General features: G+C 74.4%; 24 protein-coding genes and 1 pseudogene. 12 read left to right on the forward strand and 13 right to left on the reverse strand.

Annotation, left to right across the window (positions count from 1 at the left end; translation table 11 throughout):
* Positions 1–6: 6 nt before the first annotated feature.
* Positions 7–1,359, reverse strand: coding sequence for a condensation domain-containing protein (locus tag AB0O19_RS28960; RefSeq protein ID WP_363623684.1), 1,353 nt, complete (start codon positions 1,357–1,359; stop codon positions 7–9).
* A 238-nt stretch (positions 1,360–1,597) separates the two neighbouring features.
* On the opposite strand from AB0O19_RS28960, the gene AB0O19_RS28965 reads away from it, so the two are divergent.
* Positions 1,598–2,872 carry an MFS transporter gene (locus AB0O19_RS28965; protein ID WP_363623686.1) on the forward strand — a complete coding sequence of 425 codons (1,275 nt, stop codon included), beginning with the start codon at positions 1,598–1,600 and terminating at the stop codon, positions 2,870–2,872.
* Positions 2,873–3,005: 133 nt separating this feature from the next.
* Here the strand turns inward: AB0O19_RS28965 and AB0O19_RS28970 are convergent, their stop codons facing one another.
* Positions 3,006–3,848 (reverse strand): methyltransferase domain-containing protein, encoded by an 843-nt coding sequence (locus tag AB0O19_RS28970; protein ID WP_363623688.1) that lies wholly within the window; start codon positions 3,846–3,848, stop codon positions 3,006–3,008.
* A gap of 386 nt (positions 3,849–4,234) precedes the next feature.
* Here AB0O19_RS28970 and AB0O19_RS28975 point away from each other — a divergent pair, with 386 nt between their 5' ends.
* Positions 4,235–6,286: a hypothetical protein gene (locus AB0O19_RS28975; RefSeq protein WP_363623690.1), complete on the forward strand. Its 2,052-nt coding sequence runs from the start codon at positions 4,235–4,237 to the stop codon at positions 6,284–6,286.
* Between the two features lie 44 nt (positions 6,287–6,330).
* Here AB0O19_RS28975 and AB0O19_RS28980 read toward each other — a convergent pair whose 3' ends face one another.
* On the reverse strand, positions 6,331–6,825 hold the full coding sequence (locus AB0O19_RS28980; protein ID WP_350883659.1) for a hypothetical protein: 495 nt from the start codon (positions 6,823–6,825) through the stop codon (positions 6,331–6,333).
* Between the two features lie 183 nt (positions 6,826–7,008).
* On the reverse strand, positions 7,009–8,577 hold the full coding sequence (locus AB0O19_RS28985) for a CehA/McbA family metallohydrolase (RefSeq protein ID WP_363623692.1): 1,569 nt from the start codon (positions 8,575–8,577) through the stop codon (positions 7,009–7,011).
* 200 nt (positions 8,578–8,777) lie between these two features.
* Between AB0O19_RS28985 and AB0O19_RS28990 the strand changes: the two genes are divergently transcribed.
* The gene (locus AB0O19_RS28990; protein WP_363623694.1) at positions 8,778–9,701 is read left to right on the forward strand and encodes a polysaccharide deacetylase family protein; all 924 of its coding nucleotides are present in this window, start codon (positions 8,778–8,780) and stop codon (positions 9,699–9,701) included.
* Between the two features lie 49 nt (positions 9,702–9,750).
* Here AB0O19_RS28990 and AB0O19_RS28995 read toward each other — a convergent pair whose 3' ends face one another.
* The 4 genes and pseudogenes from AB0O19_RS28995 to AB0O19_RS29010 form a co-directional block, all read right to left on the reverse strand.
* On the reverse strand, positions 9,751–10,134 hold the full coding sequence (locus AB0O19_RS28995) for a barstar family protein (RefSeq protein ID WP_063346419.1): 384 nt from the start codon (positions 10,132–10,134) through the stop codon (positions 9,751–9,753).
* 41 nt (positions 10,135–10,175) lie between these two features.
* Positions 10,176–10,829 (reverse strand): 4'-phosphopantetheinyl transferase superfamily protein, encoded by a 654-nt coding sequence (locus AB0O19_RS29000; protein WP_363581774.1) that lies wholly within the window; start codon positions 10,827–10,829, stop codon positions 10,176–10,178.
* 205 nt (positions 10,830–11,034) lie between these two features.
* Positions 11,035–11,356, reverse strand: a pseudogene (locus AB0O19_RS29005) (hypothetical protein); the annotation flags it as partial.
* Positions 11,333–11,473 (reverse strand): hypothetical protein, encoded by a 141-nt coding sequence (locus tag AB0O19_RS29010; protein WP_363623729.1) that lies wholly within the window; start codon positions 11,471–11,473, stop codon positions 11,333–11,335. The pseudogene AB0O19_RS29005 and the gene AB0O19_RS29010, both read right to left, overlap by 24 nt.
* Before the next feature lie 321 nt (positions 11,474–11,794).
* Here AB0O19_RS29010 and AB0O19_RS29015 point away from each other — a divergent pair, with 321 nt between their 5' ends.
* Both AB0O19_RS29015 and AB0O19_RS29020 read left to right on the forward strand, forming a co-directional pair.
* Entirely contained in the window at positions 11,795–12,109 is a 315-nt protein-coding gene (locus tag AB0O19_RS29015; protein ID WP_363623696.1) for an SDR family oxidoreductase, read from the forward strand.
* A gap of 25 nt (positions 12,110–12,134) precedes the next feature.
* A complete protein-coding gene (locus AB0O19_RS29020; RefSeq protein ID WP_363623698.1) occupies positions 12,135–12,944 on the forward strand; it encodes an SMP-30/gluconolactonase/LRE family protein in 810 nt (269 codons plus the stop codon).
* Positions 12,945–13,001: 57 nt separating this feature from the next.
* Here AB0O19_RS29020 and AB0O19_RS29025 read toward each other — a convergent pair whose 3' ends face one another.
* The gene (locus tag AB0O19_RS29025) at positions 13,002–13,211 is read right to left on the reverse strand and encodes a hypothetical protein (RefSeq protein ID WP_363581784.1); all 210 of its coding nucleotides are present in this window, start codon (positions 13,209–13,211) and stop codon (positions 13,002–13,004) included.
* 261 nt (positions 13,212–13,472) lie between these two features.
* On the opposite strand from AB0O19_RS29025, the gene AB0O19_RS29030 reads away from it, so the two are divergent.
* Complete coding sequence (locus tag AB0O19_RS29030; protein WP_363623700.1) at positions 13,473–13,958, forward strand: cysteine/serine endopeptidase inhibitor; 486 nt, start codon at positions 13,473–13,475, stop codon at positions 13,956–13,958.
* A gap of 116 nt (positions 13,959–14,074) precedes the next feature.
* Here AB0O19_RS29030 and AB0O19_RS29035 read toward each other — a convergent pair whose 3' ends face one another.
* Positions 14,075–15,229: a serine hydrolase domain-containing protein gene (locus AB0O19_RS29035; protein WP_363623702.1), complete on the reverse strand. Its 1,155-nt coding sequence runs from the start codon at positions 15,227–15,229 to the stop codon at positions 14,075–14,077.
* A 206-nt stretch (positions 15,230–15,435) separates the two neighbouring features.
* On the opposite strand from AB0O19_RS29035, the gene AB0O19_RS29040 reads away from it, so the two are divergent.
* The 6 genes from AB0O19_RS29040 (at position 15,436) to AB0O19_RS29065 (ending at position 20,203) form a co-directional block, all read left to right on the forward strand.
* Complete coding sequence (locus AB0O19_RS29040) at positions 15,436–15,588, forward strand: hypothetical protein (protein WP_363623704.1); 153 nt, start codon at positions 15,436–15,438, stop codon at positions 15,586–15,588.
* A 103-nt stretch (positions 15,589–15,691) separates the two neighbouring features.
* Positions 15,692–17,080 (forward strand): FAD-binding oxidoreductase, encoded by a 1,389-nt coding sequence (locus tag AB0O19_RS29045; protein ID WP_363623727.1) that lies wholly within the window; start codon positions 15,692–15,694, stop codon positions 17,078–17,080.
* Between the two features lie 183 nt (positions 17,081–17,263).
* Positions 17,264–18,214, forward strand: a complete 951-nt coding sequence (locus tag AB0O19_RS29050; RefSeq protein ID WP_363623706.1) for a DUF6528 family protein — start codon at positions 17,264–17,266, stop codon at positions 18,212–18,214.
* Positions 18,215–18,466: 252 nt separating this feature from the next.
* Positions 18,467–18,802 carry a hypothetical protein gene (locus AB0O19_RS29055; protein WP_363581794.1) on the forward strand — a complete coding sequence of 112 codons (336 nt, stop codon included), beginning with the start codon at positions 18,467–18,469 and terminating at the stop codon, positions 18,800–18,802.
* On the forward strand, positions 18,799–19,392 hold the full coding sequence (locus AB0O19_RS29060; protein ID WP_363623708.1) for a thioesterase family protein: 594 nt from the start codon (positions 18,799–18,801) through the stop codon (positions 19,390–19,392). The genes AB0O19_RS29055 and AB0O19_RS29060 overlap by 4 nt, the downstream gene beginning before the upstream one ends.
* A 334-nt stretch (positions 19,393–19,726) precedes the next feature.
* Positions 19,727–20,203 (forward strand): DUF2267 domain-containing protein, encoded by a 477-nt coding sequence (locus tag AB0O19_RS29065; protein ID WP_079135401.1) that lies wholly within the window; start codon positions 19,727–19,729, stop codon positions 20,201–20,203.
* Here AB0O19_RS29065 and manA read toward each other — a convergent pair.
* The 3 genes from manA to AB0O19_RS29080 all read right to left on the reverse strand — a co-directional run bounded on the left by manA (position 20,086) and on the right by AB0O19_RS29080 (position 25,526).
* Complete coding sequence (gene manA / locus AB0O19_RS29070; RefSeq protein ID WP_363623710.1) at positions 20,086–21,345, reverse strand: mannose-6-phosphate isomerase, class I; 1,260 nt, start codon at positions 21,343–21,345, stop codon at positions 20,086–20,088. The genes AB0O19_RS29065 and manA overlap by 118 nt on opposite strands.
* A gap of 24 nt (positions 21,346–21,369) precedes the next feature.
* Complete coding sequence (locus AB0O19_RS29075) at positions 21,370–22,320, reverse strand: ROK family protein (protein WP_363623712.1); 951 nt, start codon at positions 22,318–22,320, stop codon at positions 21,370–21,372.
* A gap of 164 nt (positions 22,321–22,484) precedes the next feature.
* Positions 22,485–25,526 carry a glycoside hydrolase family 38 C-terminal domain-containing protein gene (locus AB0O19_RS29080; RefSeq protein ID WP_363623714.1) on the reverse strand — a complete coding sequence of 1,014 codons (3,042 nt, stop codon included), beginning with the start codon at positions 25,524–25,526 and terminating at the stop codon, positions 22,485–22,487.
* Positions 25,527–25,567 lie beyond the last annotated feature (41 nt).

The following is a 25,567-nucleotide window of genomic DNA, read 5'->3' on the forward strand; positions in this document are numbered from 1 at the left end:
AAGGGCCTAGGCTGCTTCGAGAGCGCGGGCCTCGGTGAGGATCAACTCCTCGATCCCGTAGAGGAAGCGTTCCATCGCCGGGCGCGGGAGCACCGCCGGGTCGGCCGTCATGGTCAGGCTCAGCGCGCCCGGGGACTGCAGCGCGTCCAGGGCGTAGGTCAGGCCGGGGCGGGGCTCGAACTCCACCGGCCAGGTCAGGGTGGTCGCGTCCTCGCCCGTCCCGGTGTCGGGGGACGCGGTGGCCAGCTCGCGGGTGTCGTTGAAGATGCAGGACCGGTCCGCGAGCGGGACGCCCTCGGCGGCGAGCCGCCCGATCTCGGCCTCCAGCCGGAGCTTGTCGTAGTAGGCGTGGCGGTAGGCGCCGATCGCGGCGGCGTTGGTGCGCCGGACGACGTCCCCGAACTCGGCGGTGGCGTCCGGGAGGTGGAACAGCCCGTCGCCCGCGACCACGCTCACCGCGTTGGTCAGCTCGGGCAGGAAGCGGTTGCTCACCACGACGTTCAGCACCGCGTCCGTCGAGCCCGACAGCCGGGCCGTCATCGCCGCCGTCGCCGCCAGCAGCACCGAGGAGGAGGTCACCCGGTGGGCGGCCGCCACCCGGTCCACCGCGCGGGGCAGCGCGGGCGAGCGCAGGACGGCGTTCGGGAACCTGGTGGCCGGCGTGGCCGGCTCACCGGGCGGGGGGAACAGCCGGGCCGGGGCCAGCCGCAGCTTGCGCAGGAACTGCTTGCGGGCGCCCTCGTCCCGCCGCCGACCGCGTTCCGAGGCCTGGAACTCCGCCTCCTCCAGCGGTTGCTGGGCGGGCTCGCGGATCTTGGCCAGCTCGTCCGGCGAGGTGCCCTGGCAGAGCGCGGTCAGGTCGGCCACCAGGCGGTTCATCCCCGTGCCGTCGACCGCGGTGTGCGAGAGCACCAGGCTCACGTACCGGGCCGACCCGCCCGTCTCCACGACGCCGACCCGGATCGGCCACTGGGCGGTGGTGTCGAACGGCAGCGCCGCCAGCTCCTCGTGCAGCCGCGCGCCCGCCTCGACCGGATCGGCCGACTCCGCGCAGTGCCGTACCTCCACCTCCAACCGGCCCTCGGGGTCGACTACTTGGCGCAAGCGGCCGGCCTCGCCCGGCACCAGGCGGGTGTGCAGCGAGTCGTGCAGATGGAGCAGTCGCTCCAGGCCTGCGAGCAGGACGGGCAGCGGCAGCCCGGGGTCGAGCGGCGCAGCCGCGGCGATGTTGTAGCGCGGCGCGTCGGCCGGGGCGAGCCGGCTCACGGCGTCCCGGATGGCCTGTTGGCCCCAGGTGGCGGGACCGGACCCGGCCCGGCCGGACGAGAAGGCGATGTGCAGCAGTTGACGAGTGGTCACCGTGTGGCTCTCCGATGTGGCGGTGGATCGTGACGTCGTGCCGGTGCGTTGGGAGCGCGGATGCTGCTGGGGAGAGTGTGGCGCACCGCCTGCCCGCCGTCGAGGTCCGGAGCCCGGGGGCCGGGGCTCCGGCGGGCGCGCGGCCGGGGCTTCCGCATCTATCTCGACGTGAAGTATCTTGATGTCGAGATTGATGCCGATCATGCAACGGGGGCCTGCCATGCGGGGGAACGGACTGATGGCGCAGCTGCGGAAGCCGCCGGGCGGGCGGGACGCGCGGATCATGCTGCTGGCGCAGTGCGTCGACCGGACCGGGAGCGGGGTGTGGGCGGCGGCCTCGGTGCTGTACTTCACCTACGTGTGCGCAATGGACGCCCGACAGCTCGGCGTGCTGCTGGGCGTGGGCGCGGCGGCGGGCATCGCCGGATCCCCGCTCGCCGGGCGGGCGGCCGAACGGCTGCCGGTGCGGTGGCTGCTGATCGGGTGCCACCTGCTGCGGATCGGGACGATGGGCCTGCTGCTGGTCGTCGACGACTTCGCCCCGCTGCTCCCCGCCGTCGCCCTGACCTGCCTGGCCGAACGGGCGGCCAAGACCCTGGAGATGCTGTTCGCCACCCGGATCGCGGGCGAGCGGCGCGGCACGTACCAGGCGCTGTTCCGCAGCGTGGCCAACGCCGGGTACGCGCTCGGCGCGGGCATCGCGGCGATCGGCCTGGCGATGGGCACCACGACCGCCTACCGCGCGCTGATCGTGGCCAACGCGCTCTCCTTCGTCCTCGCTGCCGTCCTGGTCTGGCGCACCCGGGAGCCGGCCGGGCGCGGCCTGGTCGCGGCGGCCTCCGGGGAGGAGCCCGCCGCCGCCCCGGCGGCCGTGCCGAGCCCCTGGCGCGACCGGGGCTACCTGCTGTTCGTCGCGCTGGACATGCCGCTGAACCTCGACGACTCGATCCTCAACGTCGGCCTGCCGCTCTGGCTCGTCCACCACACCGGCGCGCCGCACGCCGTCGTCCCGGCCTTCCTGATCCTCAACACGGTGCTCGTGGTGCTCCTGCAACTGCGCGTCTCGGCGCGGGCGGAGGGCCCGCGCGGGGCGGCCGCGGCGGTGGGCTGGTACGGCCTGACGCTGCTCGGCTGCTGCCTGCTGACCGCGCTCGCCACCGGCGGCGGGCCGTGGACGGCCTCGCTCGCGCTGCTCGCCGCGGCGATGCTGGTCACGCTGGCGGAGCTGATGCGCTCGGTGAGCTCCTGGGAGCTGGCGGTCGTCCTGGCGCCCCCGGGGGCCCAGGCCTCCTACCTGGGGGTGGCCGGGATGGCCCAGTCGGTGCAGAAGTCGGTGGGCCCGCTGCTGCTCACCGGCGTGGTGATGACGGCCGGTCCGGCCGGCTGGCTGGCCCTCGGCGCGGCGACCGTCGGCCTCGGCGCGCTCCAGCGCCGGGCCAGCCTGCGCCGGCTGGCGGCGCTGGCCGGCCCGGCGGCCGAGCCGTCGCCGCGGGTGGGCGCGGCGGTCGGCTGATCCGGCGCGTCGCGGCCGCCGGGCGCCCGCCGGGCCCGGTGCCGCCGGCGGGCCGGGACGGACGGCGGAGGGGGCGTCAGGGCCTCGTGACGTGCCGGGGGGGCGGTCGGCCGCGCTGCCGCGGGGCGGCTCGTCAGATCGGCTGGCGGGCCATTTCCGCCGGCCCGGGCCGGGTGGCGGTGACGACGTGGTAGTCGAGGAGGCCGCTGCGCCAGGCGGGGAGGAAGTTGCGGCTCCAGTGACCGGGAGGGACGGCGTCGGTGAGATAGCGGTCGAGACCGGGCCAGACGGCGTCGCCGATGGACTCGGTGGTGATGGTGGTGAAGCCGGCCGCGGTGAGGTCGCTGGTGAAGGCGGCGAGGGGATGGGGGACGTCGAGGCCGTCGGCGAAGCTGGCGAGGAGGATGCTCAGGCGCTCGGTGATGTCCGGTCCGGCGGCGGCGAAGAAGGTGGTCACGACGAGTCGGCCGCCCGGGCGTAGGACGCGGGCGGCCTCGCGGGCGAAGCCGGTGAGTTCGCGGAAGTGCTGGGCGGCCTCGACGGAGTAGACGCCGTCCAGGGAGGCGTCGGCGAAGGGGAGTTGGTTGGCCGATCCGAAGGTGTAGGCCAGCCGATCGGGGTAGGTGGCCAGGGCTTTGGCGTTGACGGCGCGGGCGCGCTCGATCTGGTCCGGGTGGATGTCGACGCCGGTCACGCCCCCGAACCGGAACTCGCGCAGGGCGAGCGCCGCGCCGAGCCCGCGCCCGCAGCCGACCTCGGCCAGCCGCAGCCGCTCACGTGGCTCCGCGAACTCCCGCAGGACCCGGCGGTAGAGCTGCTCCTGGCTGTGGACCCGGTCCTCGGTCGTCGGGGCGGTGAGGTCCATGTCCTGCCAGTAGCCGAAGTTGATGAATCCACCGGCGAAGCTCGCGGCCCGGGACAGATCGCCGGCACCGTAGGTCCGGCGTACGGGGGCGGGGATGTGGTCGTGGCTCATGATGGTCGGTCTCCCGGTGTGTGATGTACCCGGTCTCGGCGGTGGAGTGACGACCCCGGACCGGGGGCGCTGAACGCGCAGTGTGACGGTGTGGCGGCGCTGTGACCGGCTCCGCGGTGTTCGGCGCCCGTCGGGCGCGCCGAGGTACGTACCCAAACCGGTGGTGATCCGAACACGGTACGTGATGGACCCCGGTCCGGGGCGGGAAAGGGGCGCGGAGGTGGCCCGGGGGGCTCAGAACACCGCCGCACTACCCGGGGCGGCTACCGGGCGCGCGGACTTCCTGTGGGAGACGGCCGACGGGGCGCCGGGGCGCCGGGGCGCAGGGCGTGTCGTGCGGGCCGCCCGGCCCGTTACCGGGACGTCTGAACAGGAGAGGGGATTCCTTGGGGAACAGCGGAGGTGCCGCGGCGCATTCCGGCATCGACTTCCAACAGCGCGTGGCGGCGCTCGCCATGTGCCACATGCTGTGCGACCTCGCCGATCTGAGCCTGCTGGGGCTCGACGGCGCGGTCCGGGTCGAGGAGTTGCGGTTCGAGACGGAGGACGAGATCGACGACCTCGTGCTGGTCGGGCCCGGGGTGCGGTACTTCGTCCAGGCCAAGAACACGATCAGCGTGTCGGCCGCGCCGACCTCGGACTTCGGGTCGGTGCTGGGCCAGTTCGTGCGGCAGTACGTGACGGACAGCCGGCCCGGGGACGTCTATCTGCTGGCGACCTCGACCGAGGCGTCCGCCCGGGTGCGCAGGGAACTGCGCAAGTTGACGGAGGCCGCGCGGCTGAGCCGGTCGAGCAGCGCGGAGCTTCCGCTCAACGGGGCCGAGCGGGACGTCCTGGAGAAGACCGAGGGGCTTGTCCGGGCGCACTACGAGACGGCGACCGGGCGCGCGATCACGGCGGTGGAGCTGCGGGAGATCCTGGCCCGGATCAGGGTCAGCTCGCTGGACGTGCGGGAGGGCGGTTCGCTGGAGTCGGCCGCACTGCTGATGCTCAGCGTCCGGTCGGCGATCGGACCGCGGCTGCTCTGGGGCGGCCTGATCGCGCTGGCGGTGTCGCTGGCACGGGACAGGCTCGCGATCGATGCCGAGGGTCTGCGGGCACGGATGGGCAAGTACGTCCGGGACCACCCGGAGCCACCGGGGCCCGGCGCGAGCGGGCTGCTGAACCGGGAGACGGTGGCCGGGCTGGCGTTCGGCCGGGAGGTGGTGCTCGCGGAGGCCTCCTTCGAGGGGCGCGAACTCGTCATCGCGGACTTCCGCAGGTTCGACGAGGCCGGGGCGAAGCGCGTCACCTTCGCGGACGGGCACGTCGAGTGGGCGCCGGGGGAGCGGTGGAGGGTCGTCGGACGGTGGGCCACCTGGGCGGGACTGGAAAGGCACCTCGAAAACCGTGCGGAGGAGTACCGGGACCGGCGGGTGCTCATGATCCCCGCCACGTTCACGGACGACCCGAGTGACGCACCGGCGGCCCGCGCGCACGCGGAGCACTGCGCGAACCTCGCCGAACGCGTCGAGGACGCCTTCGGCTGCCGGCACTGCGGCGACGCCGTGTCCGAGGCGGGCGCACCGCTGATCGAGGTCGACGAGGAGGGCCGCCCCGAGGACATCGGCCTGGTGCACCAGGAGTGCCTGCGGCCGACGGACCGGGTGCTCGGCGGGGTCGACGGCGAACTCCTCCGGGAGAATCCGCGGTTGCGCAACTTCGACTACGCGGGCTGGATCGCCGCCCTCCAGGGCGGCCAGTGGATGTTCGGCGGGATCGCGAGGGCGCAGCTGCCGGTCGCCCGCATCGCCTGGAAGTCGGAGTACGACGACTTCTCCCGGGGCGGCTGGTGTGTCCGGATCTCGTTGGAGGACGGCGGCGCGAACTACGTCACCGACCGCGGTCGGGTGGCCCGGCGCTCGGAGCGGAGGGCGGCGGAGGGCGCCGAGCGGATGAACGCGGACTTCGCCGCCGCGCGGAGGTCGGGGGACCCTTGGTGCTACACGCCCGACGGCTCCGGATTCGCCCCCTACTCGAGGCTGCTCCGCCAAGGGGAGGAGCCGATCCCGTGCGTCCGGGCCAAGGCGGTGCGGTACACCCAGGCCATCGGGGAGGCCTACTCGGACTGCCGGCGGTACTACGCGCCACTGGCGTACCTGGTGGACGCGGAGACCGGGGACCCCGTGGTCGTGGACGGGGTGATCACACTGCTCACCGATCCGCTGGAGCTGGACTCCTACGTGCGGAACTGGGCGCGCAGCGGCGTCGAGCTGCCCGCGTTCACGGTGGCCGGGATCCTGAGCGACGAGCAGTTCGACCGCTTCGTCCGGCTGGCGATGACGCGGGGCACCAACCTGGTCGTCAACCCGAAGCTGGCCCTGGACGGCTCCCTGGTGAGCGGGTACCTGTTGGACGTCTTCGAGGACCTGACGCGGGGCGCCGCGCCGGTCCTGTAGCGGGGCCGGGTGCCCGGGGCCGGGGCCTCGGGCACCCGGCGGGGTCACCAGCCGAGGAGGTGGGTGCGGCGGGTGAGGGCGGCGAGGATGGACTCGGCGGCGCCGGCGGGGGTGAGGGAGCTGGTGTCCAGGGTGTGCGGGCCGGGGACGGCGCCCGGGGTGGGCTGGAGGACGACGAGGTGGAGGGCGGCGCCGGTGGTGCGGCTCTCGCGGCGGAAGGTGTCGAGGGTGGGCGGGGCGGCCGGGCACTCGACGATGACCTGGTAGCCGCCGGTCGCGTAGGCGAAGGCGGCCTGCGCGGCGGCGGCGAGGGCGGTGGTGTTCTGCCGCTCGGCCTCGGGGAGGTGCGGCGGGAGCTGGCCGCGCCGGATGACCCGCAGGAAGTCGTGCGCACGCAGGTGGACGCTCGGGTGCAGCTCCTCCGCGAGCCGGCTCGCGACCGGGCTCTGGCCGGCCCCGGCCGGGTCGACGAGCACGAGGACGCCGCCGGCGCCCCGGCCGCCCCCGAGCTCCGGCCCACCTACGGTCGTACGGTTCACAGCTGCTGATCCCTTCGCGGGCCGGGGACGGACGGGTAGCCGGGGCGAGGCGGTCGGAGTGCGGACGGGCCGGCCGGCCCGGATACGGACAGCCGACCGCCTCGTCCCTACGACTGGTGCTTTCGGGGATCAACCTAGTCCACGCCGGTGCCCCGAGTCGTCCCCACTCCTGCACCGGGGCGCTCAGCGGTCCTCGACGCGCAGCACGATCGGGTTGGTGAGGGCCGCCATCGGGCCCCAGGGGAGGTCCGGGCCCATCGCGTTGCCCTTGCCGGGCGACCCGTCCGGCTTCGGGTGGCGGACCTCGGCCCGGACGTAGGCGGCGAGCGAGGCCGTCGTGCGCCAGACCACCGTGCCGGAGCCGTCGGCGGGCAGTGACTCCTGGTGCAGCTGGCCCTCGTCGGTGAGGAGGCGGACCGTCCCGCCGGGGACGCCGGAGACGGCGAGCCGGACGTCCAGCGGGGCGTCCGCCGGGACGGCCAGCTCCTCGCCGATGCCGGCCCGGCGGCCGTGCCCGGTGACGGTGAACTCCAGCTGGACGGAGGCGGATTCGGCGAGCCAGCTGCGCCCGTCGCGCAGCCCGTCGAGGATCGCGTCCCGGGTGAGGTCCTCGGCCAGGACGACGTTGTGCGGGGAGCCGATGACCTGCGGGGCGCTGTGCGCGTCGCTGTTGCCCAGGGCGGGCAGCCAGGAACGGCCCTCGCGCAGGGCGACGGCGAGCCGGCCGTCCCAGGTGTCGACCGCGGACTCGTCGTCGTACGTCCAGGGCCCGTTCCACACCTCGACGCCGTCGGCCTGCTCGTAGCCGAACTTCCACTGGCAGGCGACGTACGGGCAGTACGGGTGCGCGGGCACCACCAGGCCGCCGGAGCGGTGGACCTGACGGACGAAGCGCGGGTGCTCCTCGTCGCGGGAGCGGTAGCGCCAGTCGACGAACTGGCCCGCTTCGAGGCCGAGGGCCAGCCAGTGGCCGTTGCGGGTGGTGATCTCCTCGCCCGGGATGATCAGCAGGTCGGGGCCGGCCAGCGGGCCCCAGACCGCGTGCGAGGAACTGGTGTTGTGGTCGGTGGAGACGATGAAGTCGAGGCCGGCCGCGCGGGCTCCGGCGGCCACCTCCTCCGGGAGGCGCCGTCCGTCGGAGTGCACGGTGTGCAGGTGGCAGTCGCCCCGGTACCAGGCGCGGCCGCGGCCGCGGGCCCGCTCGGACGGGTAGTGCGGGGTGAACGCCGGCCCGGGGGCGCCGAACCGGAGGGTGACCTGGACGTGGTAGTCCAGCCCCTGCGGCGCGATCTGGTAGGGGCCGAGGGCGAGGTGCCAGGTGCCCGGGTTGATCGGGCCGGGGAGGTAGCCGGGGGTCGCGGTGTCGCGGGCGAGGCTGAACTCGGTACGGAAACCGCCGGACCAGCCGCGGAACCCGGGGCCGCCGAGGTCGGTGCCGCGTTCGTCGAAGATGCCGATGTCGCAGGAGTTGCCGGGAGTGCCGGCCGGGACCGGGGGCTTGTCGTAGCCGTAGCTGACGGCGATCTCGCGGACACCGGCGGGGACTTCGACGGGGAGGTGGACGAAGTCGGGGGAGCCGGTGGGGAGGTGGCCGGTGAGGGTGAGGGTCCGCTCGGTGCCGGGTGCGCCGGGTGCGGAGGCGGCGGCGGGGGTGGTCGCGGCCAGGCCGAGGGCGGCGGCGGCTCCGGTGGTGAGGCCGGTGCGGAGGAGGTCGCGACGGGCGGGGCGTGGGGTGTCGTGGTCGGCGGGCATCGGGTCCTCCGGGGCAGATCGGGCGGGGTCCGTTCGGCTCCTTACCCGTGGTGGTGAATCAGGGGTGAGCCGGGGCCCACGGGCGGGGGGCGGGTCGGTGAAGGGGGTCGCCGTCGGCCGGGTCGGCGAGTTGCGGGCGGTGATGAATAGTCCGTTCATATTCATAGCGAGCGGATCGGATCATCGCGGAGGAGACGGGTGTGGCACTGAGTCGGCGGGCGCTGCTGGCGGCGGTGGCCGGGAGCACGCTGGCGGGGTGCGGGCCCTCGGCGGGCGGCGGGGCGGCGGCCCCGGCGGCTTCCGCTTCGGTTTCCGAGGCCGCCGAGGCCTCGGCGATATCGGCGGCGACGCCGTCGGAGCCCCCGACGCCCGCCCCGACCACCCCGACCAACCCGACCGCTGCGCCCGGGCGCCCGGAGCCGACCCGGACCGAGCTGGTCGCCCGGTACGGCGGCACCGAGCCGAAGCAGTGGGGGATGGAGGTCGCCGGGGTGATCACCGAGCTGCCCGCCGGCGAGAGCGCGACGGCGCTCACCTTCGACGCCTGTGGCGGCCCCGGCGGGAACGGGTACGACGCCGACCTGATCGACTTCCTGCGGAAACGTTCCGTCCCCGCCACGCTCTTCCTGAACGCCCGCTGGATCGACGCCAACCCGGACGTGTTCGAGCAGCTCGCCGCCGACCCGCTCTTCGAGATCGGCAACCACGGCACCGTCCACCGCCCGCTCTCGGTCACCGGCCGCTCCGCCTACGGCATCGCCGGCACCGGTGGCGTCGGCGAGGTGTACGACGAGGTCGCTGGCAACGCGCACAAGCTCGCCGGGCTGCTCGGCCGCCCGGTGCGCTTCTTCCGCTCCGGCACCGCGCACTACGACGACGTCGCCGCCCGGGTGGTCGCCGACCTGGGGGAACGCGCCGCGGGCTTCACCGTGAACGGCGACGGCGGGGCGACGCTCAGCGCCGCCGAGGTACGGCAGGAGATCGCGGCGGCCCCGCCCGGGGCGATCGTGATCTGCCACATGAACCACCCGGGCGGCGGCACCGCCCCCGGGGTGGTGGCGGCGGTGCCGGGGCTGCTGGCGGCGGGGCGGCGCTTCGTCCGGCTGTCGGACGTGCTGCGGTGAGGCGCGGGCGTGCCGCGTTGCGGCGACGTGCGCGGACCGCGTTGCGGCGTTAGGCCAGTCGGAGGCCTCCCGGGTGCTCCTCCTCGATGATCCGGACCAGCCAGTCGAACACCGTCGGCCCCTTGCCGGCCCTGGCGGCGGCGAGGTCGGCGCGGACGTGCTCGCGGTTGGCGGGGTGGCAGTGGGCCAGCCGCAGTTCCAGCTGGCGGACCGTCTCGGGGTAGCCGAGGTTGCGCCGGGAGACCGCGTGGTCGCGCCACTCGATCAGGTAGTCGCCGTCCTCGGGGGTGCCGTAGCCGCCGCGCAGGCAGTCGGCGAAGGCGTCGAGGTTCCGGCCGAAGTAGCCGTCGCTGCCGATGGTCTCACCGACCACGTCCCAGAAGTCGTCCAGCGTGTGGATCCGGGTGCCAGCTATCACATAGGTCACGGTCACGGGGTCGAGGATATGCCGAGTGCGGTCGTCGGTGCGCCGGACTACCGGGCGACCGCGATGGCGGTGGCGAGCAGGCCGTCACCGACGGCCCAGCGGCCCTCGAAGCCCTCGATGCGGCGGCCGTTGACGTTCGGGCCGGGGACCAGCAGCCGGGCGGTGAAGGAGCCGTCGGGGGAGAGGACCAGGTCGGCCTCGCTGAAGTCCAGGAACTGCTCGGTGAGCGGGAACCACGCCTTGTACACGGATTCCTTGGCGCTGAACAGGATGCGGTCCCACGGGGTGCCGGGGTGTTCGGCGAGCAGTTCGACGATCCGCTTCCCCTCCTCGGGCAGCGCGATGACGTCCAGGACGTCGTCCGGGAGCGGCAGGGCGGGCTCGGCGTCGATGCCGACCGAGGCGAGGTCGCCGGAGTGGGCGACGGCCGCCGCTCGGAAGCCCTCGCAGTGGGTGAGGCTGCCGACGACGCCGTCGGGCCAGCTCGGGGCGCCGCGCAGGCCGGGGACCAGCGGGCGGTAGGGGATGCCGAGGCGGGTGAGGGCGGTGCGGGCGCAGTGGCGGACGGTGGTGAACTCTCGGCGGCGCTTGGCCACCGCCTGGACGACGGCGGCCTCCTCGGCCGGTTCCAGCCGGGCCTCCGGCGGGTCGTCGTAGGACACCTCGGTCACGACGGCGTCCGGCAGCAGGTCCCCGATCACACGCTCCCCCTCGGTCGGTGCGCGGACGGCCGCCGCGCGGATCGAGCCTAACCCGGGTGGGGGTGGTCCCGGCGGGCCTTCCGGGGAAGATCCGCCGGGACCACCCGGAGCACCGGGAGCACCGGGAGCACTGAGGCCAACTCGCGGTACTGCTCGGCGCCGTCCAGCGACCGCAGCGGCCGGCCGCCGTGCCTCGACGGCCGGCCGAGGCCAGGCCCCAGCTGCGCGGGTAGCGCACCAGGCTCTGCGGGCCGCCGATGAGCGCGATCTCGCGCTCGACGTCCGGGCTCCAGTCGTCGGGCAGGTTCGGGTGGTGGAGGAAGCGGCCGAAGTAGCTGCGGGTGCCCTCGGGGAAGTGTCCGGCGGCGAGTTGGCGGGCGAAGCGGCTGCGGCGCAGTTCGTCCCAGCCGCCGTCGTAGCGGCCCCGGTGACGGGCAGGGGGGGAAGAGGCCGGTCAGGCCTTCCAGGACGCCGTAGTACTGGTCGAAGGCCTGCTGCAGCGGTCAGTTGGCGCGGTCGTCGGCGGCGCAGGGGTCGCGGCGGCGGGGGTCGGCCGGCGGGTCGGTGGGCGGGTCGACGGGCCGGTCGGTGTGCGGGGCGGTCTGCGGGGCGGTCTGCGGGACACGGCGGACAGCGGTGTGCATCGGCCCTCCTTCCGGCTTGCCGCGAGTGGGCTCGGCGCTCATCGTGCTGAAGGGCGGGGCGCGCTGTCAATCGTCAACTTGACTGCTGGGAAAGGGTGTTGCCGACGCGTTGCGGTGTGTTGCGGCGGATGTCGCGGGGGTGGCGGGTGTGTTGCGGGCGGGAGTTCGACCTTGTGACGGGCTCGCGGCGGTTACTAACTTGCGGAGCGGAAGTAAGTTCGGAGCGGGCCGAGGGCGCGCCCTCGGGCCTTGGCGAAGGGGAGGTCGGTGCCCGTGCTGGAACTGCTGCACGCCCGCGTGCCGGTGCGGACCACGTGACGGGTGGCGCGACCGTCCGGCGGTGACGGAGCGTACGGACTGGGCGAGTGCTCCGAGGCCGGCCCGGGCGCCGGGCGGGCCAGGGCGGCGGTCGCTCCCGGCTTCGTCCCGGTGGAGCGCAACCGGCGCGTGTGGACGGCTCCGCAGCCGAGCGCCGCGATGCTACGGTCGTCCCCACTGGGGCGGTTCGGCAGTGCGGCCGAGGTCGCGCGGGTGGTCGGCTTCCTGGCGGGCGGGGAATCCTCGATCGTCAGTGCCGCCCGCCTCGCCGTGGACGGAGGAACGACCGCGATGCTGCCCGAAGCCCCGCTGCGCTGACACCTTGTTCGAGGAGGGCCCCGCTGTGCGTGCCGAACCGGTCGCCGACACACCGTACCTGGAGCTGGGCGAGGGCCCGCTGTGGGACCAGTCCGCGCAACTGCTGCGCTGGATCGGCATCCCCGACCGGCGGGTGCTCACCCTGGACCCGGCCTCGGGCGCGATCGGCTCGGTCGAACTCGACGCCACCCCCGGCACCTTGATGCCGTACGGCGACGGCGGGCTGATGCTCGCCACCGAGCGCGGCTTCGAACGGTTCGATCCGGCCACTGGCCGCACCACGCTGGTCGCCGCCGTCGAGGCCGACCGCCCGGACCGCCGGATGAACGACGGCAAGACCGACCCGTACGGCCGACCGGTCGCCGGCTCGATGGGGCGGGGGGAGCCGCGCGAGCCCGGATCGCTGTACCGGCTGGAGCGCGACGGCGGTGTCCGGGCGATCCTCGGCGGGCTCGACATCCCCAACGGCCTCGCCTGGCCGGAGCCCGACCGGCTCTGGCACATCGACACCACCACGCGCCGCATCGCCCTCTACCCCTACCCCGAGCACGGCCCCCTCGGCGAGCGGATCCGCACGCTCGACGTCTCCCACCTGCCGGGTTACCCGGACGGCATGACGCTCGACGCCGACGGCAACCTGTGGGTGGCGTTCTGGGACGGCTGGGCGGTGCGCTGCCTCTCGCCCGAGGGCGAGGTGCTGGCGTCGGTCGAGCTGCCGGTGCCGCGCGTCACCAGTTGCGCCTTCGGCGGGCCGGACGGGCGGACGCTCTACATCACGTCCGCCCGGTCCGACCAACACCCGCTGTCCGGCGGTCTGTTCAGCGTCCAGGTGTGAGGGGTCCGGGTGTGAGGGGTCCGGGTCTGGCGGCGCCGGGTTCGAGGGGGCGCGACCCTACTGCCCGAGCAGGCGGGCGAAGTCCAGCCCGAGGCTGCCGAGCACCGGCAGCGCGCCGAGGTCGGTGACGGCGCCGACGGGGATGCTGTAGCCCTGGTTCACCGCGCGGGGCGCGGGCGCGCCGTTGGCGGACACGGCGTTGGCGGGTGCGGCGGCGGCCGGGATCAGGGCGGCGCCGAGGAGCAGGGCGGCGAGTGCGGTGCGCATGGGGCGGGGCCTCCGGGGGTGGGCGTGGTGGCCTGTCAACACCCTGCGGCGCGGTGCGGTCACGTATCTTCGCCCCTTCGGCCGTATTGGTAAAGATTCCTGCCTTGTGTTCATGTCAACATGGCGGCGGTCTGGACCATGCCGCCGTCGGGCGCATACGTTCTCTTCACTCGGACGGGCATCGGGCGATCTCGCTGAACCCCCTTGCGGCTTCGGCGACTTCTGCCTGTCATGCCCATGGCTAGAGAACCGGAGGGAACCATGCGCGCCATCAGCAAGAACCTCAGGATCCTCGCGGGCGCCCCGCTCGCGGCCGCCGCCCTCATCGCCCTCACCGCCGGCACCGCCAGCGCGGCGATACCGATCAACACGCCCATGTCCGGCAAGGCCACCTACTACAACGACGCCGGCTACGGCGCCTGCGGCACCCAGATCAACGCCTCCAACCAGATGCTCGTCGCGGTCTCCCACACCTGGTGGACCAGCGCCAACCCCAACAACGACCCCCTGTGTCAGGGCATTTCGGTCAAGGTCAGCTACCAGGGCAAGACTGTCACCGTCCCCGTCCGGGACAAGTGCCCCTCCTGTGACGCCGGCCACCTCGACCTCAGCCAGCCCGCGTTCGCCCAGCTGGCCCCGCTCGGCCAGGGCGTCATCAACGGCCTCACCTGGCAGTTCGTCAAGGCCGGCCTGAACGGCAGGACCGTCGAACTCTCCGAGCCCGTCACCGGCTCCACCATCGGCTGAGACTGCGGATGAGCGACCGTGCCCGCCCCGTGACGCGGGGGCGGGCACGGCCGTCGCCCGGGGCCGCTTCCGGGCCTGGATGTTTCAGCGCCTCAGCGCCTCAGCGCCTCAGCGCCTCAACGGCAGAGCGCGGCGTCGACGGCGTCGGCGACGCGCTGCTTGACGTCGGCGGAGGGCAGGGTGGTGACGGCGATGTCGGCGGCGCGACCGTCCTCGGTGACACCACCGCGGGTCACGTAGCCCGGGAGCGTGCCGCCGTGGCCCCAGTACACGCCGCCGCAGGACAGCGGGCGGCTGGCGAGGCCCAGCCCGTAGCGGCCGCCGGGGCCCATGTACTCGGCGGGGACGGTGACCTGCATCTGGGCGAGCTGGGCCGGGGCCAGCAGCTCGCCGCCGAGCAGGGCACGGAAGAAGCGGTTGAGGTCGCTGTTCGTGGACACCAGGGCGCCGGCCGTCCAGGCCCAGGACATGTCCTGTTCGGTGACGTCCAGCGGCTGGCCGCCGGGCTCCTCGGTGAAGTAGCCGTGCGGGTGGCGCTCGTGCACCGTCATGTCGCCCTGGGCGGGGAAGTACGTGTGGCGCAGGCCGATGCGGTCGATGACCCGCCGGGTGATCTCCTCGCCGGCGGGCCGCCCGGTGACCTTCTGGATGATCAGACCGGCGATCAGGTAACCGGTGTTGCAGTACTTCCAGCCCTTGCCGGGCTCGAAGTCGGGCTTCTGTGCGAGCGCGAGGTCGAGCAGGTCGCGGGGCTCGTGGTACTGGGAGAGGCTCTGGTCGGGCAGGAAGTGGGTGTAGTCGGGCAGGCCGCTGGTGTGCTGGAGGATCTGGCGGACGGTGATCTTCCGCCCGTCGATCTCGCCACTGGCGCCGGTGCCGCGGACGAGGCCCGGCAGGTAGGTGTCGAGGGAGGCGTCCAGATCGACCTTGCCCTCGGCGACGAGCTGCAGGACGACGACGGCCGTGAAGGACTTGGTGTTGCTGCCCGCCCGGACCTGCCCGTCCACGGGCACCGCCGCGCCAGTGGCCAGATCGCCCACCCCGGCCGTGTAGGTGCGGGTGTGCCCGTTCCGGTCCCGCACGGTGGCCAGCGCGCCGGGCACACCGTCCTGCCGGACCAGCGCGTCGAGCCGCTGTTGGACGAGGTCGGCTCGGGGGCCCGCCGCCTGTGCTGCCGGCGCGGCGGCCACGCCGAACAGCAGGGCGCCCGCGGCGACGGCCGCTGCGCTGAGCCGGAGTGGTCGAATCCTGTACGGGGTGGACGGGTTCACGGAGCGTCTCCTCTCGTCGGGCCGGCGCGCCCGGGACCACCAGGGCACCACGCGGCACCGGCGACGGTCGTCCGCGCGCAGGAGGAGGGCAGGTCGGAGCCGTGGTCCTGACGGTCTACGACCTGCGGGGTATGAACGGCGATCCGGCCGGCGCTGTGTGATGGTGTCCGCCCCTGCGCGCCGCGGGGGCGGACACCCGGGTCCCGGTGGCGGTGCAGCCCTGCCTGAGCGCGGCGCAGGCGGCGCATCCGGCGTACGGGGAGAGCTTGGCCAGGCTGCGGAGCATGGGTGTGCGGATCGCGGAGTTCACGCCGGGGGCGTACAGCTGGACGCGGGTGCTGGAGCTGCTGGCGGTCTGACAGGGTGGCTGGCCGGGCGGGGGGATCTTGGCAGTGTGGGGGTGTTCCGGCGTGACCGGTGCGGCGTAGCGTCCGGGCAGGTCGGCGACGGGTGTGGGAGGTTCTGGTGGCGGTCAACGGCGAGGTGTCGTTCTGGTACGCGGCGAGCGGGTTGCCGGAGCCGGGGCCGGCGTTGCCCGGGAGCGCGGATGTGGACGTGTGCGTCGTCGGCGGCGGGTACACCGGGCTGTGGACGGCGTACTACCTGAAGAAGGCGGAGCCGTCGCTGCGGATCGCGGTGCTGGAGCGCCGGTTCTGCGGTTACGGCGCCTCGGGCCGCAACGGCGGGTGGCTGTACAACGGTTTCGCGGGCCGGGGCGCGTTCGCGAAGCGGTACGGCCCGGGCGCGGCGGCGGCGATGCAGCGGGCGATGGACGAGGCGGTCGGGGAGGTCGTGGACGTCGCCGCCGCCGAGCGGATCGACGCGCACATCGTGCGTGGCGGGGTGCTCGAAGTAGCCAGGAACAGAGCCCAGTTGGAGAGGCTCAAGGCTTTCGCCGCCGCCGAGCGGGCGTACGGCGAGGGCCGCGTCGAGCTGCTGGGCGCCAAGGAGGCCGCCGACCGGATCGCCGTCGCGGGCGCCCTCGGCGGCACCTGGACGCCGTACGGTGCGCGGATCCAACCGGCCGAGCTGGTACGCGGGTTGGCGCGGGTGGTGCGGGACCTCGGGGTGGCGGTGCACGAGGGGACGGCGGTGACGGCGATCCTGCCGGGCACCGCGTACGCCCGGCCGCGCGCGGTGACGCCGCAGGGCACGGTGACCGCCGAGTACGTGCTGCGCGCCACCGAGGGGTTCACGGCCGGCCTGCGCGGCGAGCGGCGGACCTGGCTGCCGATGAACTCGGCGATGATCGCCACCGAGCCGCTGCCGCCCGCCTTCTGGGCGGACGCGGGCTGGCAGGGCCGCGAGGTGCTGGGCGACTTCGCGCACGCCTACATGTACGCGCAGCGCACCGCGGACGACCGGATCGCGCTGGGCGGCCGGGGCGTGCCGTACCGGTTCGGCTCGCGGACGGATGCGGACGGCGGCACCCAGGTGGAGACCGTGCGCCAGCTCCGGCAGATCCTGAACCGCTTCTTCCCGGCGGCCGCGAGCGCCCGGATCGACCACGCCTGGGCGGGCGTGCTCGGCGTCCCCCGGGACTGGTGCGCCACGGTGGAGCTGGACCGTGCGAGTGGCCTCGGCTGGGCGGGCGGGTACGTCGGCAGCGGGGTGACCACGACGAACCTGGCGGGCCGGACCCTGCGCGACCTGGTCCTCGGGCGGGACACCGGGCTGACCGGGCTGCCCTGGGTGGGCCACACCGTGCGCCGCTGGGAGCCCGAGCCGCTGCGCTGGATCGGGGTGCACGCGATGTACGCGGCCTACCACGCGGCGGACCGCCAGGAGGCGGGCGGACGGGCCACCACCTCGCCGATCGCCCGCGTCGCGGACGTCGTCTCCGGGAGGTAGTGAACGCGGCCGCGCGGGTCCGGGCGTGAGGGCGGGCACCCGCGCGGATCCGGACGGTGGCGAGCACGGTGGCGGATTCGCCACCCCGGATCCGCCACCGTGCTCGCCACGGCCGTTCGGACGCTCCGCCGTGCAAAGCGGCCCGGGAACAAGCACGGTGGGGGCGTGCTGAGGAGAACGCTGGTGGCCCTGTGTGCTCTGTGCGTCCTGCTGTTCTGCGTGCCGGCGACCGGCGCGCAGGCCAGGTCGCCCGGGTGGGCGGTCGTGGTGGTGGACCAGGAGTCCCGTAGCGTCCTGGTGCTGCAGAGCGCCGAGGAGCTGATGGCCTACCGGGGCCCGGGGCGGCTGCCGGTCGTGTGGGGCTGGAGCGCCGACCGGGCGGCCGGGCTCGCGGACCTGACGCCCGCGCGGAGCTGGACGAATCCGGACGAGGCGAAGAGCCGGGTGCGGCAGGGCCGGCGCTACCTGCTGACCACCGCCTCCGGCGGCCTGGCCGCCGTCGTGGACACCACCACCGGCGCGACCCGCTGGGCGGCGGACCTGGGCGGGGCGGTCAATCCGCACAGCATCGAGCTGCTGCCGGACGGCAACGTCGCGGTCGCGGCGAGCGGCGGCGGGTGGGTGCGGCTGTACGCGGCCTCGCAGGGGCCGCGCGCCACCGCCCACGCAGGCTACCCGCTCCCGGGCGCGCACGGCGTGCACTGGGACGGCCGGACGGGCCTGCTCTGGGTGCTCGGCGACGACGTGCTGACCGCGCTGCGGGTGGGCGGCACCCCGGCGGCGCCCACCCTGACCGCCGTCCGCTCGACGCCGCTGCCCGACCACGGCGGGCACGACCTCGCGCCGGTGCTGGCCGAGCCCGGACGGTTCTGGGTGAGCACGCTGACCGGCCTGTGGCGGTACGACCCGGCGGCCGACCGCTTCACCGCCGTGCGGCTGGGCGACCCCGCAGCCGTCCGGGACGTGAAGAGCGTCGGGGACGAGCCCGGCACCGGACGGCTGCTGACCGTGGCCCCCGACCACAGCGGGCCGTGTTCCTGGTGCACCTCGGTGATCACCCTGCACCGGCCGGACGGGACGCGGATGCTGCGCGGGACGCATCTCTACAAGGCGAGGTGGTGGGGAGGCTGGTAGCAGATCCGCGACGTGCAGGTGTCGGTTTCGGGGTTCGGGTCGGCGATGCCACCCGTTCTGCCGACGGCATTCGGATGATGGGGCATATTGTGTACCCCGCCAAACTACTCCAATAGGAGTGAGTTTCCCGTCGCCGTCCGTAAACCATCCGTCGACCGTGTCGGCTGGGATAGCGTCGAAGGCGTCGGGGGGCCGACACCGATTCGGTGTATTCGAACACTAGTTACCGGGCCGTAATGGCCGGAATGAGTCATGGAGAAAAACGTGTCGAATTTGATGCCGGAAAACATGCCGGAGAAAATGCCGGACACCGTCGACGACCTGCAACTCGCGGCGGAATCGCTGGCCGCTTTCCCGGCCCGGGGTGCGGCCGTCGGCGCCGATGTCACCGAGCGCCTCGCGGCGGTCGCCGAACTCTGCCGGTCGGTCGACGCGGTGCTCGACAGCCTGGTCGTCCAGGTCGCCGCGGAAGCGGCCGAGGAGGGTTGGACGGCGGCCCGGATGGCGGCGGAGCAGTCCGGTTACTACGCGAGGTTGCGCCGGGCACTGCTCCCCGCCGCGACCGGCGCCGGGCTGACGCAGCAGTGAGCGCGCTGCACCCGGGCGTGCACGTGCTGTCCTGCCCCACCCGGTGGAGCGACGTCGACGAGAACGGGCACATCAACAACGCCCGGCTGGTCGGCTACGTCCAGGAGGGGATTTACGACATGTTCTGCCACCACGAGACCGCCGTCCGGGACGCCCTGTTCCCGTCCGGATTCATTATCGCGCGGCACGAGATCGATTTCCTGGAGCAGTTGTACCACCGGCCCGAGCCTTTGTCGGTGCAGTTGACGGTTGAACGGATCGGGCGGAGTTCCACGCATGTCGTAGTGAATGTCTGCCGTGACCCGATCACCTTTATGCGGGCCAGGACCGTGGTGGTCGCGCGGGACCGTGAATCCGGCCGCTCGCGCAAACTCAGTTCGAACGAGCGGCGTTTTCTCGAGGCGTTTATGCCGGATGCCGTGCAGGCCGTCGCGGTCCCGCCGGCCGCGCCGGCTGTGTCCACCCTGCCCGTTGTGCCCGCCGCACCGGCCGTGCCGGTCACGGCGCCTCCGCCGCAGCGCGTGGCGGCCCGCTCGGGCGCCGCTCTGCCGCACCGCACCCGCAGACGGTGTCGGGCGTCGGTGGCCTGACACCCGGCCCCCTGGTGGCCCCGCGCCGGGCAGGGCGCGGGCCGGCGGCGTGATCGACAACGGCGTCGATCCGTCCGGCCGGTCTCCCTGCCGCCGTGCCGCAGTACGCTGAGCAGCACGGGTACCGGCGAACCCCGGGCGGTCACGGGCCGTGACGGCGCAGCCGACCGGACCTCCCCGCCACCAGCCGTCCGCCACGGGCCGTCCGCCACACCAGCCGTCCGCCGCCTCCGGGCCTCCGGGCCAGGGATCGTCCGCGAGAGGGCCGGCGGCTCTCGGCCTCCGGCCTCCGGGCGGAGCGCAGCCGGTCCCCGCCGACCGGAAGGAGGACGCGATGACCATCTCCCCGGAGGACTTCCGCGCCCGCGTCGTCGACTGCGGGGAGTACCCGAGCGAGGCGGAGGCGGAGCACGCCATCCGGGTCGTGCTCGCGCTGCTCGGTGAGCACCTGGTCGGGGCCGAACGGGCCGAGCTCGCCGACGCGCTGCCCGAGGCGTACGCCCCGCTGCTGCGCGATGCCGGGCCCGCCGCCGAACCGCTGACCGCCGAGCGCTTCGTGCGCGGCGTGGTCGGCTGGATCGACGGCGCGACCGAGGCGACCGGGCCGTGGGACATCGGGGCCGTGCTCGGCACCCTCGCCGACCTGGCCCCGGGGGAACTGGTCGACCGCGTGGTCGAGCAGCTCCCGGACGGCTACGACCTGCTGTTCGGCCACCCGGTGCCGGCCTGGGCCGGCGCGCCGGTGGTGGCCCGGAACAGCTCCGCACCCCGGCCGGTCAGCTCGACCGGTCCGGCGCCCGGCCGCAGGTAGACGGACGCGCCCCGGGGGAGGTCGAGGTCCGCGAAGCCGGGGGCGTGCAACCGGGCGCGGCCCTCGACGCACAGCAGGATCTGCGGGGTGGGCAGCTCGGCGCGGACGGCGGCCGGGCCGGGGCGCAGCCGGGAGAGCCTGAACTCCTCGGCGGGGGAGGGGAATTCCTCCTCGAATCGGTCGCCCGGGAGTGCCGTGAGGACCTGCGGTTCATCGGTGCGGAAGGACGTGACCGCCAGCAGGCCGTCGACGTCGACGTGCTTGGGGGTGAGCCCGCAGCGCAGCACGTTGTCCGAGTTGGCCATCAACTCCACGCCCACGCCCCGGAGATAGGCGTGCGGAACCCCGGCGTCCAGGTAGAGGGCCTGGCCCGCCGTGAGCCGGACGTGGTTGAGCAGCAGCGCGGCGATCAGGCCCGGGTCGCCGGGGTACTGCGCGGCGGCGCGGGCGTAGCCGGCGCAGGCCTCGGCGAACGGGCCGCCCTCGGCCGCGAGCCGGTGCAACGCCCTGGTGACGTCGCCGAGTTGGGTGCGGGTCGGCCGGTCCTCGGCCAGGACCCGGCGCAGCAGCGCGGGCAGGGCCTCGGCGGCGGGGTGCGCGCGCAGGTCGTCCGCCCAGGGGGCGAGCAGCGGGACGGCGAGCGCGTCCAGCAGCCGGGCCGTGTCGGCGGCCGTTCGGAAGCCGCACAGCGCTTCGAAGTCCCCGAGGGCGCAGATGAGTTCGGGCTTGTGCCCGGGGTCCTTGAAGACCCGCTCGGGTGCGTCGAGCGGGACGCCGCGAGCCTCCTCGGCCGCGTACCCGGCCGCCGCCTGGGTCCGGGTCGGGTGGACCTGGAGGGAGAGCGCCCGGTCGGCGGCCAGCACCTTGAACAGGAACGGAAGCGTCGGGCCGAACCGCCCCACGGTGTCCGGCCCGAGCATGGCGTTCGGGTACCGCTGGATGAGTTCGTCCAGCGGCTGCGGCCCGCCGGCGCCGTCCGGAGCCAGCAGCTCGGAGGGCGCCGACGGGTGTGCGCCCATCCACAGTTCGGCCTGCGGGGCGCCGGTCGGCGTGGTGCCGGTCAGCGCGGGGATGGCGGTGGGCGAGCCCCACGCGTACGGGCGGACCGGGTTGTGGAGCAGGGCGAAGGGCGGGAGCGACATGGCGCGGCCTCCGAGGGGTTCGGGTCAGCGGCAGAGCGCGGCCGCGCCGATCAGCCCGGCATCGGTGCCGAGTTCGGCGCGGCGGACGTCGAGGCCGCGGATGTAGGACAGCGTGGCGTAGCGGTCGAGGTGGCGGGCGAGCGGTGCGAACAGGACGTCGCCGGCGGTGGCGACGCCGCCGCCGACCACCACCCGGTCGAGGTCGACCAGGGCCGCGGTGGCGGCGATCCCGGCGGCGAGGGCCTGGGCGGCGCGGTCGAAGGAGGCGAGCGCGATCGGGTCGCCCGCCTCGGCGTCGGCGGCGACGGCCCGGGCCGAGCGGTCCTCCCCGGCCGGGCGCCAGCCCTCGGCGAGGGCCCGGCGGGCGATGGCGGTGCCGCTGGCGAGGCCCTCCAGGCAGCCGCGCGAGCCGCACGGGCAGGGCTCGCCGTCCAGGTCGACGGTGATGTGGCCGAGGTGGCCGGCGTTGCCGCTGGGCCCGGGGCGGACGGCGCCGTCGAGCACCAGCCCGGCGCCGACCCCGGTCGACACCACCAGGCACAGCGCGTTGGCCGCGCCCCGGGCGGCGCCCTGCCAGTGCTCGGCGGCGGCCATCGCGACGCCGTCCCCGGCCAGTTGGACGGGCAGCCGCCGGGCGGCCACCGCCGGGTGCGCGGCGACCTCGGCGACCAGCGGGAAGTCGAGCCAGCCGGGGATGTTGACGGGGCTGACGGAGCCGGCGACGAGGTCGACCGGGCCGGCACTGCCGATCCCGACGGCCGTCACGGCGGCCCAGTCGGCGGTGCGGGCGAGCCGGTCCAGCACCTCGTGCACGACGGCGAGCACGGCCGCGCCCGGCTCCCGGGCCGGGGTGGGCAGTTGGTGCCGGTGCCGCAGCCGCCCGTGGCCGTCGACCAGCGCCCCGGCGATCTTGGTGCCGCCGATGTCCACGGCGGCGAACAGCGGGGTGGCGGCGGGCGGCGGGGTGAGGGTCATCGCGGCGGGCTCCAGGCGGGTTCGGGCGGGGGCGGCGCCCCGGCGGGCGGGCCGGGGCGCCGATCAGCGTAGTGCGGCATGCGGGGCGCGGCGGGCGGGGTGCGGGACCCCGAACGGCGGGGCTCCGAACAGCGGGGCCCCGCCCGCCCGTCAGTCGGCGGTGCTCAGCCCGCCGCGCTCAGGCGCAGCGTGACCAGCTCGAACGGCCGCAGCGCCAGCCGCACCGCGCCGTCCTCCACGGCCACCTCGCCGCGGGTACCGTCCCAGGGCCGCTCCAGCAGGTCGCAGGGGACGGCGCCGGCCAGCGGGTAGGAGGTGGTGAGCAGGCCCCGGGCGCGGCCGCCACCCGCCTCGTAGACCCGGACGATCAGGTCGCCGCTGCGGTCGTCGGCGAGCTTGACCGCGCTGACCACCAGCGCGTCGTTGTCCAGCTGCACCAGCGGCGCGACCTGCTCGGCGCTGCCGGTGACGCGCCGCTCGGGCAGGCCGATCCGGTAGCCCTCGCGGACGGCGTCGCCGATCGCCGCACCCGGGACGAGGGCGTGCCGGAAACGGTGCAGGCCCTGGTCGGTCTTCGGGTCGGGGAAGCGGGGCGCGCGCAGCAGCGAGAAGCGGACCGTGGTGGTGGTGCCGCCGTCGGTGTCGCGGACGGCGCGGGTGACGTCGTGTCCGTAGGTGGAGGCGGTGACGAGGGCGACGCCCCAGCCGGGCTCGTCGAGGTGGACGAAGCGGTGGTTGCAGGCCTCGAACTTGGCGGCGTCCCAGCTGGTGTTGGTGTGGGTGGGCCGGTAGAGGTGGCCGAACTGGGTCTCGGCGGCGTACCGCTCGGTGTGCACGTCCAGCGGGAACGCGGCCTTGAGGAACTTCTCGGTCTCGTGCCAGTCGACCTCGGTGTCGATGTCGAGCCGCTGCTCGCCCGCCCGCAGGGTGAGCGTCTGGACGACGGTGGACGAGCCGAAGGAGCGCGCCACCCGGACGGCGGCCTGGTCGGGGGCGGAGAGCGCCGTCAGCGCGTCCACGGCGGTCAGGTCGGTGACGGTGTTGCGGTAGAACTGGTCGACGTCCCAGGCGTCCCACATGTTGGGGAAGTCCGGGTGCAGCTGGAGCAGGTTGGCCCGGGTGCCGGGGGCGACGGTCTCCCGGCCGCTCGCCACCTCGACCACCGACGCCACCAGGCCGTCGGCGTCCACGACCACGTCCAGCAGCCCGTTGCGTAGCAGGAAGCCGCCCTCGGGCCGCTCGATGACCTCGCAGGCGCCCGAGCCGAGCGCGGCCGGGGCGGCCCCGCCGGCCGGGACGACCGAGCGCGGGTGCGGCGCCGAGTTGAACACCAGCTCGCGCCCGCCGGCGGAGTCCCCGGCGAGGGCCTGCTGGGCGCCGTCGATCAGCGAGTCCAGCTCCGCGGCCAGCGCCGCGTACGTCGCCTCGGCCTCGCGGTGCACCCAGGCGATGGAGGAGCCGGGCAGGATGTCGTGGAACTGGTGCAGCAGGACGGTCTTCCAGATCCGGTCCAGCTGCTCGTACGGGTAGGCCGCGCCGGTGCGCAACGAGGCGGTGGCGCACCAGAGTTCGGCCTCGCGCAGCAGGTTCTCGCTGCGCCGGTTGCCCTGCTTGGTCTTCGCCTGGCTGGTCAGGGTGGCCCGGTGCAGCTCCAGGTAGAGCTCGCCGACCCAGACCGGCGGGTTCGGGTACTCGGCCTCGGCCTTGGCGAAGAACTCGGCGGGCTTCTCCCAGCGGACGGTGGCCGAGCCCTCCAGGTCCTTCATCCGGCCCGCCTTGGCGACCATCTCGCGGGTGGTGCCGCCGCCGCCGTCGCCCCAGCCGGTCGGGGCGAGCGAGTGCCGGGCCACCCCCTTGTCCTTGAAGTTCCGTGCCGCGTGGGCGATCTCGCTGCCCTTCATGGAGCAGTTGTAGGTGTCCACGGGCGGGAAGTGGGTGAAGATCCTGGTCCCGTCGATGCCCTCCCAGAGGAAGGTGTGGTGCGGGAACTTGTTGATCTGGCTCCACGAGATCTTCTGCGTCAACAGCCACTTGGAGCCCGCGTTGCGGATGATCTGCGGCAGGCCGCCGGTGAAGCCGAAGGTGTCGGGCAGCCAGGCCTCGTGGTTCTCCACCCCGAACTCGTCCAGGAAGAACCGCTTGCCGTGCACGAACTGCCGGGCCATCGCCTCCGAGCTGGGCATGTTGGTGTCGGACTCGACCCACATGCCGCCGGCCGGGACGAACCGGCCCTCCGCCACGGCCTTCTGCACCCGGGCGTACACCTCGGGGCGGTGCTCCTTGATCCAGGCGAACTGCTGTGCCTGGGACATGGTGTAGAGGAAGTCCGGCTCGTCCTCCAGCAGCGCGGTCATGTTGGCGGTGGTGCGCGCCACCTTGCGGACGGTCTCGCGCAGCGGCCAGAGCCAGGCCGAGTCGATGTGCGCGTGGCCGATCGCACTGATCCGGTGCGCGGACGGCACGGCGGGCGCGGCCAGCACGTCGGTGAGCTCCGAACGGGCGGCGGCCGCCGTGCCGTTGACGTCCTGGAGGTCGATCGCGTCGAGCGCCCGCTCGACCGCGCGCAGGACGTCCCAGCGGCGGGCGCCGTCCACCGGCAGCTCGGCCATCAGCTCGCCGAGCACCTCCAGGTCGATCACCAGTTGCCAGACCGTCTCGTCGAAGACGGCGAGGTCCATCCGGGTCAGCTTGTACTGCGGCTGGTCGCCGGCGGTGTCCTTGTCGCCCAACTCGGTGGGCAGGAAGGGGTGGTAGTCCAGGATGACCGGGTTGGAGGCCGCCTCGACGTGCAGCAGCACCTGCTCGCCGCCGGCCGCGGGGGCGGCGATGCGCACCCACTGGTTCTGCGGGTTGAGGCCCTTCACCGGGGTGCCGTCCGGGCGGTAGACCAGGCCCTCGCACTGGAAGCCGGGCATGTTGGCGTCGAAGCCGAGGTCGATCAGCGCCTCGACCGTCCGCCCGGCCCAGGCCTTCGGCACGGTGCCGGTCACGGTGATCCAGCTGGTGCCCCACGGCGCGCCCCAGGCGTCGCCGACCGCGATCGGGGTGCGCGGCGCGGCCAGGCCCTCGGCGACCGGGACGGGCTCGCCGGGTGCCGTCCAGATGCCGACCTCCAGCGGGACGGACTCGGGGTAGACGGCCGGGCGGATGCGCTCGTCCAGGACGCGCTTGAGGCGGGACTCGACCAGCGTGCGGTCATCGTGCATGTCAGCGGGCTCCGTTGCGTGACTGAGGGCGAAACAACAGG

Origin of the sequence: Kitasatospora sp. NPDC091276 (genome assembly GCF_040684355.1) — a bacterium.
GTDB lineage: Bacteria > Actinomycetota > Actinomycetes > Streptomycetales > Streptomycetaceae > Kitasatospora.